The sequence below is a fragment of the Halomonas sp. MCCC 1A11062 genome (genome assembly GCF_021404355.1).
GTDB classification, from domain to species: Bacteria; Pseudomonadota; Gammaproteobacteria; order Pseudomonadales; family Halomonadaceae; genus Halomonas; species Halomonas aerodenitrificans.
In genome coordinates this window covers 1-9,778 of the sequence record NZ_JABFTW010000045.1, presented here as the reverse complement: position 1 = coordinate 9,778, position 9,778 = coordinate 1, and the positions used below count along the sequence as shown (strand labels likewise).

8 protein-coding genes are annotated in these 9,778 nt (G+C 63.8%); 7 read left to right on the top strand and 1 reads right to left on the bottom strand.

Annotated elements, in window-relative coordinates; all coding sequences use genetic code 11:
* The first annotated feature begins 129 nt into the window (after window positions 1-129).
* From HOP58_RS22615 to HOP58_RS22595, 5 genes are read left to right on the top strand one after another with little or no spacing between them, the layout of a single operon-like run.
* The gene (locus HOP58_RS22615; RefSeq protein WP_234261870.1) at window positions 130-1,224 is read left to right on the top strand and encodes a DUF3387 domain-containing protein; all 1,095 of its coding nucleotides are present in this window, start codon (window positions 130-132) and stop codon (window positions 1,222-1,224) included.
* A gap of 10 nt (window positions 1,225-1,234) precedes the next feature.
* Window positions 1,235-2,215, top strand: a complete 981-nt coding sequence (locus tag HOP58_RS22610) for a DUF2157 domain-containing protein (protein ID WP_234252510.1) — start codon at window positions 1,235-1,237, stop codon at window positions 2,213-2,215.
* Window positions 2,212-3,303 (top strand): DUF4401 domain-containing protein, encoded by a 1,092-nt coding sequence (locus HOP58_RS22605; protein WP_234261869.1) that lies wholly within the window; start codon window positions 2,212-2,214, stop codon window positions 3,301-3,303. The genes HOP58_RS22610 and HOP58_RS22605 overlap by 4 nt, the downstream gene beginning before the upstream one ends.
* Window positions 3,300-3,836, top strand: coding sequence for a GDYXXLXY domain-containing protein (locus HOP58_RS22600; protein WP_010629943.1), 537 nt, complete (start codon window positions 3,300-3,302; stop codon window positions 3,834-3,836). The genes HOP58_RS22605 and HOP58_RS22600 overlap by 4 nt, the downstream gene beginning before the upstream one ends.
* A 54-nt stretch (window positions 3,837-3,890) precedes the next feature.
* The gene (locus HOP58_RS22595) at window positions 3,891-4,535 is read left to right on the top strand and encodes a Vat family streptogramin A O-acetyltransferase (RefSeq protein WP_234252513.1); all 645 of its coding nucleotides are present in this window, start codon (window positions 3,891-3,893) and stop codon (window positions 4,533-4,535) included.
* Window positions 4,536-4,678: 143 nt separating this feature from the next.
* Here the strand turns inward: HOP58_RS22595 and HOP58_RS22590 are convergent, their stop codons facing one another.
* Window positions 4,679-6,475: an NAD(P)/FAD-dependent oxidoreductase gene (locus HOP58_RS22590; RefSeq protein WP_234261868.1), complete on the bottom strand. Its 1,797-nt coding sequence runs from the start codon at window positions 6,473-6,475 to the stop codon at window positions 4,679-4,681.
* A gap of 332 nt (window positions 6,476-6,807) precedes the next feature.
* On the opposite strand from HOP58_RS22590, the gene HOP58_RS22585 reads away from it, so the two are divergent.
* Together HOP58_RS22585 and yghU are read left to right on the top strand one after the other, a co-directional pair.
* On the top strand, window positions 6,808-8,781 hold the full coding sequence (locus tag HOP58_RS22585; protein ID WP_234261867.1) for a sigma-54-dependent Fis family transcriptional regulator: 1,974 nt from the start codon (window positions 6,808-6,810) through the stop codon (window positions 8,779-8,781).
* A gap of 62 nt (window positions 8,782-8,843) precedes the next feature.
* Window positions 8,844-9,680, top strand: coding sequence for a glutathione-dependent disulfide-bond oxidoreductase (gene yghU / locus HOP58_RS22580; protein ID WP_234261866.1), 837 nt, complete (start codon window positions 8,844-8,846; stop codon window positions 9,678-9,680).
* Window positions 9,681-9,778 lie beyond the last annotated feature (98 nt).

Below are 9,778 nucleotides of genomic sequence, written 5' to 3'. Positions count from 1 at the left end.
CGGAGGGTAGAATCGGTCATGGCGTATCCACTCATGTTGATTGAGATCTTGGTCGTGATCAATCAACAGGATACGCCACCCTTCCTACCTCCTCCCATACACCAGAAATCACCATAGCTCGTGAACCGAGTGTTCAAGGACAAGCCGGGCGGCCTGGTGGTGGATTACATCGGGATCGCCAACGAGCTGAAGCAGGCGCTGAAGACCTATACCGAGGCTCAGGGTCGGGGGGCGCCGACCCACAGCGCCGAGGAGGCCTACGCGGTATTGATGGAGCGGCTCGATGTGATCCATGGCATGTTCGCCAAGGGGCCCGGGGGCGAAGGCTTCGATTACAGTGGTTTTCAGGAAGCTCCGCAGAAGCTGCTGGTACCTGCCGCCAACTACATTCTCGGTCTAGAGGATGGAAAGAAGCGCTTCCTGAATACAGTGTTGGCGATGAACAAGGCCTACTCCTTATGCGGTACCTTGGATGAGGCCCGCGCCTTGCACAAGGAGATTGCCTTCCTTTCCGCGATAAAGGTGGCCATCACCAAGGTGACCAGCGTAGACCGCAAGCTGAGTCAGGAAGAGAAGAACTCGGCGCTCAAGCAGATCCTGGACAACGCCTTGGTGGCAGAGGGTGTGACCGACGTGTTCGGCCTGTGTGGGCTCGACAAGCCTAACATTGGGCTGCTCTCCGAGGAGTTTCTCGAGGATGTGCGCCAGATGCCCTATCGCAACCTGGCGGTGGAGCTGCTGGAAAAGCTGCTTAAGGACGATATCAAGGCCAAGACCCGCAGCAATGTGGTGCAGGAGAAGAAATATTCTGATCGTCTCCAGGAGACGCTCCGTAAATACCACAACCGGGGCATCGAAACCGCTCAGGTAATCGAAGAGCTAATTGCGATGGCCAAGCAATACAAGGCTGAGATGGCTCGCGAGCAAGATCTTGGACTAAGCCCGGATGAGGTCGCTTTCTACGACGCTTTGGCCACTAACGAGAGTGCCGTTCGCGAGCTAGGGGATGAAACACTGAAAAAGCTGGCGGTCGAGGTCACCGAGAAGCTGCGTAAGTCCACTACTGTCGACTGGCAAGTGCGCGAGAGTGTGCGAGCCCGATTGCGCATTCTGGTGCGGCGTACTCTGCAGCGATACAAGTACCCGCCCGACAAGGCACGGGAAGCCGTTGAGCTGGTATTGAAGCAAGCCGAAACATTATCTAGCTACTGGTTGGCAGCATAGGGAAAACCATATGGCCTCCATTCGCCGTGAGCTGGTGGCGTTGATCGAGCGCGGCGCGATCCCGCGTGAGCAGGTGGCGCGGGCGGTTGCGCTTTCCGGGCTGCACCCTTCGGGGCGGGCCTGGGGGGTGTTCCTGGACCGACTGCTGCTGTGGCTGGGTGCGCTGGCGCTGGTCTTCGGCGTACTGTTCCTGGTGGCGTACAACTGGGCCGAGATGGGTCGGTTGATGCGCTTTGGGTTGGTGCAGGCGGCGCTGTTGGTGGCCATCGCGGTGTACGTTTGGGCCGAGGTGCGCGGTGCCGCCAGCGATCTCGTACCGCGGGTCGCGCTGATGGCGGCTGCGCTGCTGCTTGGGGTGCTGCTGGCGCTGGTCGGCCAGGTGTACCAGACCGGCGCCGACCCATGGCAGCTGTTCTTCGTCTGGGCCGTACTGATGCTGCCCTGGGCGCTGGTGGCGCGCTTCGATGCGCTGTGGCTCCTGTGGCTGGGGCTGCTCAACCTCTCACTTGCGCTCTATTTCCGCACCTGGGGCGGGCTCTTCGGCCTGTTCAGCGGCGATACGGGCGCCTTGTGGGGACTCTTCATTCTCAACACGCTGGCGCTCGCGGTATGGGAGCTGGGCGCACGACGCTGGCGTTGGCTGTCGCGGGGATGGCCCGTGCAACTGTTGGCGCTGGGCGGCGGCGTACCGCTCACGTTGCTGATGATGAGCTGGGTCGTCGCTGAGCGTTTGGCATTTTCCCCAGTGCTGCCGGTTTATCTGCTGTGGCTGGTGGCGCTCTACGTCGTCTATCGCCACTGGCGGCCCGAGCTGTTCATGCTGGCGGGCGGCTGCCTGTCGGTCATCGTCGTGGTCACGCTGCTGCTTGGCCGGCATCTGCTGTGGCAGGGCGGCGCGGAGAGCTTTCTGGTGCTCTCTATGGCGGTACTAGGGATGGGGGCTGCGGCAGTGTTCTGGCTCAAGCGGCTGCACCGGGAGATGTCGTCATGAGTCGTTCGCTGGAGAAAAAGCTCATCGAAAGCGGGATTGCCGTATCCCAGGCCGACGGCGCGCCGCCAATCGAAACGCCCTGGTTCGTGCGTGCCATTCAGGCGTTCTCGGGTTGGCTGGCCGCACTGTTCCTGCTCGGCTTCATCGGCATGGGCGCGGTGTTCCTGCTCGACAGCAGCGTCGCCTCGGCCATCTTGGGCCTGATGCTGATTGGCGGCGCTTATGCGCTGCTGCGACAAGCGCAAAGCGACTTTCTGGAGCATCTGGCCCTGGCCGCGAGCCTGGCGGGGCAGATGTTGGTGGCCTGGGCGCTGGCCTCAGTGCTGGGCACTACGCTGGGGTGGGATAGTGCTGGGCTGTGGTGGGCGCTGCTAGCACTTCAGGTCGTGCTGGCCCTGATCATGCCGAGCCTGACTCACCGTACCTTTTCCGCCTTCGCCGCGTGCCTGGCGTTCTATCTGGCCATGGTCGAAACCGCTTCCGCCCCTACGATGGCCGGCGGGCTGGTGCTGCTGGGGCTGACCGTCCTGTGGCTTAACGAGTTTCGTTGGCCGGCCCACGTCCGCCAGTTGGAGGCGCTGGGCTATGGCCTGCTGCTGGGGTTATTGGCGATACAGTCGGTGGGCTACTTCGGCCAGTCGTTGCTGTTGGGGCGCTACTTCATTGGAAGCGGGCTCGACTGGCTGGAGCCCTGGGCCGGGGATGCCCTGGGCCTGCTGGCGCTGTTGCTGCTGCTTCGGCATCTTTTTCAGCGCCATGCCCATGGGGTCGAACCGGGCATGCGGGTCGCCGCTTATACCGCCGTACTGCTGCTGGCGCTGCTCTCGTTGCAGGCGCGTGGCCTGAGTCATGGCGCCGTGGTGGTCGCGCTGGGCTTTGCCATCGGCCATCGCGGGGTCATGGGATTCGGTGGGCTGCTGCTGTTGCTCTCCATCACCAGCTATTACTACTGGCTTGATGTCACCCTGCTGGCCAAGGCCATGACGCTGTTCACGCTCGGCCTGCTGCTGCTGGCGATACGCTGGGCGCTGCAACGCCGCTGGCGCACCGGGGCAAGCGTCGCGGTAGAGGAGAGGGCGGACGCATGAAGTCGGCTATCAGATGGAACCTGGTCGTGGTGGTTGCCGCCACGGCGCTGAGCCTGACCGTAGTCAACCTGGCCATATTGGGCAAGGAGCGTCATCTGGCGCAGGGCGAGGCGGTATTTCTCGAACTGGCACCGGTGGATCCGCGCTCGCTGATGCAGGGCGACTACATGGCGCTGAACTTCGATATCGCCAATCGTATTCGCGACACGCTGTACCAACGGCGCCTCGCGGATGACGAGCCGCATGCTGCCGACGGCTACGTCATCGTGCGTCTCGACGACCGTGGTGTGGCCCACTTCCAGCGTTTGGGGGCTGCGGAGGAGTCGCTGGAGGCCGACGAGCGGCGCCTGCGCTATCGGCTACGCAACGGCCAGGTACGCTTCGCCACCGATGCCTTCTTCTTTCAGGAAGGCCATGCCGAACGCTACGAGCCCGCCCGCTACGGCCAGTTCCGCGTGAACGAGCGCGGCGAGCCCCTGCTGGTTTCACTGCACGGCGACGAGCTGGAGCTGTTGGGGGATATGGAGAGATAGAAGCACTTGGAGAGATATCGACCCGAATCAAGGACCAAGCGAAGGAAGGTAAGTATGCACGGCCCGAACCCCGCGAACCCGCACCCCATGGAAGGGTTCCCTCAGGTGTGCTTCATCAAGAGCGTGGTCAAGAATCCGAATATCATCGTCGGCGACTACACCTATTACGACGACCCGGAAGATTCGGAGAACTTCGAACGCAACGTGCTTTACCACTATCCGTTCATCGGCGACAAACTCATCATCGGCAAGTTCTGCGCCATCGCCCGAGGCGTCAAGTTCATCATGAATGGGGCAAACCACAAGCTCTCCGGTATCTCCACCTATCCGTTCCAGATCTTCGGCAACGGCTGGGAGAAGGTGATGCCGGCGGCGAGCGAGCTTCCCTACAAGGGCGATACGGTCATCGGCCATGACGTGTGGATCGGCTATGACGCGCTCATCATGCCCGGCGTGCAGATCGGCAACGGTGCCATCGTCTCTTCTCGTTCGGTGGTGGTGAGCGACGTGCCGCCCTATACGATTGTAGGAGGCAACCCTGCCCGCCCGATCAGACAGCGCTTTTCGCCGGAAGAGGTCGAAACCTTGCAGGCCATTGCCTGGTGGGACTGGCCGGTGGAAGAGATCACACGGCATCTGCCTCTGATCGTGGCGGGGGATGTGGAGGCCTTGCGATCTTCACTTGGGACTCGTCGTTGAGCAGCGTTTCGAAGCCTTTCTCGAGGATGCCATCCGGGGGGCTCGCGGTGCGTGTCGTCGTTCATGGGATGACCTCGATGTGCTTGTCATGTGGGCCGGCAAGTGCCGGCCCGTGATGTCATGTGGTGTCAGGCCAAGTGGTGTCAGGCCAGGTGATGCACTTCCTGCTGGCCATACACCGGCGTCGGGATGCCTTCCATGCGCGCCTTGAGCTGCAGCGCCAGGTAGTGGGAGTAGTGGCGCGACTGGTGCAGGTTGCCGCCGTGGAACCACAGCGCCTGCTGCTGGGTGGGCTTCCACATGTTGCGCAGCTCACCCTCCCAGGGGCCGGGGTCCTTGGTCGTGTCGGAGCCGAGCCCCCAGCACTTGCCGACCTTGTCGGCCACCTCCTGGGAGATGATGCGCGCCGCCCAGCCGTTCATGGAGCCGTAGCCGGTGGCGTAGACGATCAGGTCGGCGGGCAATTCGGAGCCGTCGCTGAGCGTCACCGAGCGCGGGTTGATGCGTTCGATGCCCACGCCGCTGCGCAGCTTGATGTCGCCGTTGGCCACCAGATCGCAGGCACCGACGTCGATGTAGTAGCCGGAGCCGCGGCGTAGGTACTTGAGGAACAGCCCGGAGTCGTCGTCGCCGAAGTCGAGCATGAAGCCGGCGTCCTCCAGCTTCTTGTAGAACTCGGCATCGCGTTCGCGGATCCGATTGAAGGCGGGGCGCTGGAAGTCGGGCAGCAGCTTGTAGGGGATCGAGGCGAAGATCAGGTCGGCCTTGTCGTGGGTGATGCCGTTGTTTACCGCTTCCTCGGAGTAGAGCGGGCCGAGGGCGTGCTCCATCAGCGAGTCGGACTTGACGATGTGGGTCGAGGAGCGCTGGATCATGGTCACGTCGGCATCGTTTTCCCACAGCGCCGCGCAGATGTCGTGGGCCGAGTTGTTGGAACCCACCACGATCACCTTCTTGCCCCGATAGGCATCCGGCCCGGGGTGCTGGCTGGAGTGCTGCTGCTCGCCTTCGAAGGTCTCGGCACCGGGAAAGTGGGGGACGTTGGGCACGCCCGACATGCCGGTGGCCAGGATCAACTGCTTGGGCTTGAGTGTGACCTGCTCGCCGTCGCGGTTGACGCGCACCGTCCACTCGCCGCTGGCCTCGTCGTAGCTGGCACCCTCGCACTCGGTGGAACTCCAGTAGTTGAGTTCCATCACCTTGGTGTACATCTCCAGCCAGTCGCCGATCTTGTCCTTGGGGGCGAACACCGGCCAGTTCTCGGGGAAGGGGATGTAGGGCAGGTGGTCGTACCATACCGGGTCGTGCAGGCACAGCGACTTGTAGCGATTGCGCCAGGCGTCGCCGGGGCGAGGGTGCTTGTCGAGCACGATGGTGGGGACGTCGAGCTGGCGCAGCCGCGCGGCGAGCCCGATGCCGCCCTGTCCGCCGCCGATGATCACGCAGTAGGGTTGGCGTGTGTAGCCGAGCTCCTGTGCTTCTCGCTGGCGCGATTCGAGCCAGGTCTCGCGGGTCTTGCTGGCGCCGTGTTCGGCCCCCAGAGGCCGCCTGGCACCGCGTGGCTCGGGGTGGTCCTTGAGCTCCTGCATGGTGGTCAGCAGGGTCCAGCATTTGCCGTTCTTCAGGCGCAGATAGCCCTTGCCAAGGGCGACGCCGGTCTCGAAGGTCAACCAGGCGTCGGTCACGCCGTTGGCTTCGGTGGCCTCGCCATCGAGCTGCCAGTTGGTGGGACGTGCCTCGCTCAGGGTGGCGTTGAGCATCGACTGGATGGCGTCCTTGCCTTCCAGCGTCTTGAGATTCCAGGTGAAGGCGACCAGGTCGCGCCAGTAGCACTCGTCATTGAACAGGACCATGACCCGTTGGATGTCGCGTTGCTCCAGTGCGCTCTCGAAGTCGCGCAGCCACTGCTGGGCGTGTTGAGTCGGCGTGGGTGTCGTCATCGTTGTTCTCCGCTTGTTGTTGGGGGACGCCCTGTGTCCTGGCAGAAACCGTGCCAGCCGCGGAGTGCGTGCGAGAAACGCTTCCAGACGATTGAAAAGCTTGGTGTTACGAGCGGGTGTTAAGCGAGGGGTAGCGTTAAGTGACCTGTAACGCATGTGACAGCTGTCACGTGGCGGAAGCGGCCCGGGCGTTACACCTGTAACCCCCGACCAAGGGCTCAGGTGAAGCCGATTGACTCTTGCCCGGTACGGCATAGGCTGGAAGCAGGCCTGCCACACAACAACAAGGCCCGCCGTCGCCGGAGAGCGGCAAGGCGGCACCGGAGGCAGCGATGCCATTGCGTAACGAGCAACGCCAGCACATCGAGACCCTGATCCGACTCAGCGAAGGCCAGCCGGCGGACCTGGGCGGCTGTCGCGACGTGATCCGGCGCTCCTGGGAGCGTTGCGTCGGCGAGTATCGGCTCGACCCCGGCCGACCCCGCCCCGTACGGGTACTGACTCAGCAGGCGCTCAAGGAGCACCGCGAGCCGGTGGATGAACTGCTGCACGTGGCACGGGCCGGCGTCGATCAGCTGTTCGCCCAGATCGCCCCGCTGGGCTATGTACTGCTGCTCACCGACCGCCAAGGCATCACCGTGGACTTCCGCGGCCAGCGCGAGCAGGAGATCCACCTGCGCCGGGCGGGCCTCTACCTCGGTGCCGATTGGGACGAGCGCTACGCGGGCACCTGTGCGGTTGGCACTTGCGTGCACGACGCCCAGGCCATCACCTGTCATCAGAGCGAACATTTCGATGCCACTCACATCAGCCTGACCTGCACGGCGGCGCCGATCACCGACCCACAGGGGCAGGTCATCGCGGTGCTGGACATCTCCGCGCTGCAGTCGCCGCGCGCCCAGGAGAGCCAGAACTTCGGTCTGCCGCTGGTCACGCTCTATGCGCGGATGATCGAGGACGCCTATTTCCTGCACCGCTATCGCCGCTGCTTGATGCTGCGCTTCGATACCGCCCGCGAGTTCGTGCATCTCAATGGCCGAGGGCTGATCGCCATCGAGGAGGACGGCAGTGTGGTCGCGGCCAATGGCGCCGGTCGCGCACTGATCGACGCCCATCTGCGCCGCTGGCCGCCTTGGTCGCCGGGCTGGCAGCCTTCGGTCACCCAGCTGTTCGACGGTGAACTCAGTGAACTGTTGGGCATCCCGGCCGCCAGCGATGACGGCATTCGCGCCTTTCGGGCACGCGCCAACGACACCACCTGCTTCGTCACCCTGCTCGAGCCGCGCGGTCGACGCCCGGCCCCATGTCCCTTGCCGCCTTCGCCTGCGCCGGTGCCGGCGCTGGACCGGCTCGCCTCGGACGATCCCGCCATGCATCGCGTACTCAAGCTGGCGCGGCGGCTGCGCAACGAAGAGGTCAGCGTGTTGATCACCGGCGAGACCGGTACCGGCAAGGAGGTGCTGGCTCGAGCGCTGCACGATAGCGGTACGCGTGCCAAGGGGCCCTTCGTGGCGGTGAACTGCGCCGCGATTCCCGAATCGCTGATCGAAAGCGAACTGTTCGGCTACCTGCCCGGCGCCTTCACTGGCGGGCGCAGCAAGGGCATGCGCGGGCTTATCCAGCAGGCCGACGGCGGCACCCTGTTCCTGGATGAGATCGGCGACATGCCGCTGACGTTGCAGACCCGGCTGCTGCGCGTACTGGCCGAGCGTGAAGTGATGCCGCTGGGGGCCGAAAAGGCGCTGCGCATTGATATTCGCGTGATCACCGCCACCCATCGTGACATGAGCGAGCTGATCGCGCGGGGCGGCTTCCGGGAAGATCTCTACTACCGTCTGAACGGCGCCCAGCTGCGGCTTCCGGCGCTGCGCGAGCGGGCCGACAAACACTATGTGATACGCAGCGTGTACCAGGCGCTTCTAGCCGAGCGTGAGCGGGAGGTGCGCCTGCGCGCCGATGCCATGAGCGCGCTACTGGCTCACGCCTGGCCGGGCAACATCCGCCAGCTCAAGAACGCCCTGGCCTTCGCCCTGGCCACGGCCGAGGGCGACGAGATCACCCTTCACGACCTGCCGGAAGAGTGCCAGGGCCACCTCGGCGCCGCACCGCAGACGTTCGCCGTGCTGCAGGCAGAAGAGCAGGACGGGGGCGAAGCGCTGCATGAACTGCTGCGCTCAACAGGCTGGAACGTCAGTCTCGCCGCGCGGCGACTCGGTGTTTCACGTCCCACCATTTACCGGCGCATGCGCCGCCATGGCCTGGTGCCGCCCAACTCGCGCGAGTCCGACTCGAAGCTCGAACGTTAACACGCTATCTTTGTGGCTATTGCGTGCCTTTGCTGCCCAGAACCTAGCGTATTGGAGCTTCCATGAGCCAACAAAACGAGTACCTGCCGCCCAAGGTGTGGAAATGGGAAAAGGCCAGCGGCGGCGAGTTCGCCAACATCAATCGGCCCATCGCCGGCCCCACCCACGACAAGGCATTGCCGGTGGGTAAGCATCCGCTACAGCTCTACTCGCTGGCCACACCCAACGGGGTAAAGGCCACGGTCATGCTCGAGGAGCTGCTGGCGCTGGGCCACGCAGGCGCCGAGTACGATGCCTGGCCGATCCGCATCGGCGAGGGGGAGCAGTTCGGTAGCGGCTTCGTCGAGGTCAACCCCAACTCCAAGATCCCGGCGCTGATGGACCACAGCACCACACCACCCACCCGGGTGTTCGAGTCGGGTTCGATCCTGCTTTACCTGGCCGAGAAATTTGGCGAGTTGTTGCCCCGCGATCATGCCGGGCGCAGCGAGACGCTGAACTGGCTGTTCTGGCAGATGGGCAGCGCGCCCTACCTGGGGGGCGGCTTCGGTCACTTCTACGCCTACGCGCCGACCAAGATCGAGTACGCCATCGATCGTTTTGCCATGGAGGCCAAACGCCAGCTCGACGTGCTGGATCGTCGCCTGGCCGAGAGCCGTTATCTCGGCGGCGATGACTACACCATCGCCGATATCGCCAACTGGGCCTGGTACGGCCAGCTGGCGTTGAATCGTGTTTACGATGCCGGCGAGTTCCTGCAGGTGCAGGAGTACGAGCACGTGCAGCGCTGGGCCAGGGAGATCGATACTCGGCCGGCGGTGAAGCGCGGGCGCATGGTCAATCGCACCTTCGGCCCGCTTGAGCAGCAGCTGCACGTGTCAACGCCGACTGAAAAGTGACCCCCTTTGGGCGTAGAACGCCGAAATAAAAGTGACCCCCTAGGCCCGCTGGGTTATTTCATGGTTGTTGAAGGTGTGCCGGCCTTGCGCTTGTCCTT

Coding starts and splice junctions, on each gene's coding strand:
- HOP58_RS22610 (WP_234252510.1), top strand. CDS start 1,235: ATGGCCTCCATTCGCCGTGAGCTGGTGGCGTTGATCGAGCGCGGCGCG.
- HOP58_RS22595 (WP_234252513.1), top strand. CDS start 3,891: ATGCACGGCCCGAACCCCGCGAACCCGCACCCCATGGAAGGGTTCCCT.
- HOP58_RS22590 (WP_234261868.1), bottom strand. CDS start 6,475: ATGACGACACCCACGCCGACTCAACACGCCCAGCAGTGGCTGCGCGAC.
- HOP58_RS22600 (WP_010629943.1), top strand. CDS start 3,300: ATGAAGTCGGCTATCAGATGGAACCTGGTCGTGGTGGTTGCCGCCACG.
- HOP58_RS22585 (WP_234261867.1), top strand. CDS start 6,808: ATGCCATTGCGTAACGAGCAACGCCAGCACATCGAGACCCTGATCCGA.
- HOP58_RS22605 (WP_234261869.1), top strand. CDS start 2,212: ATGAGTCGTTCGCTGGAGAAAAAGCTCATCGAAAGCGGGATTGCCGTA.
- yghU (WP_234261866.1), top strand. CDS start 8,844: ATGAGCCAACAAAACGAGTACCTGCCGCCCAAGGTGTGGAAATGGGAA.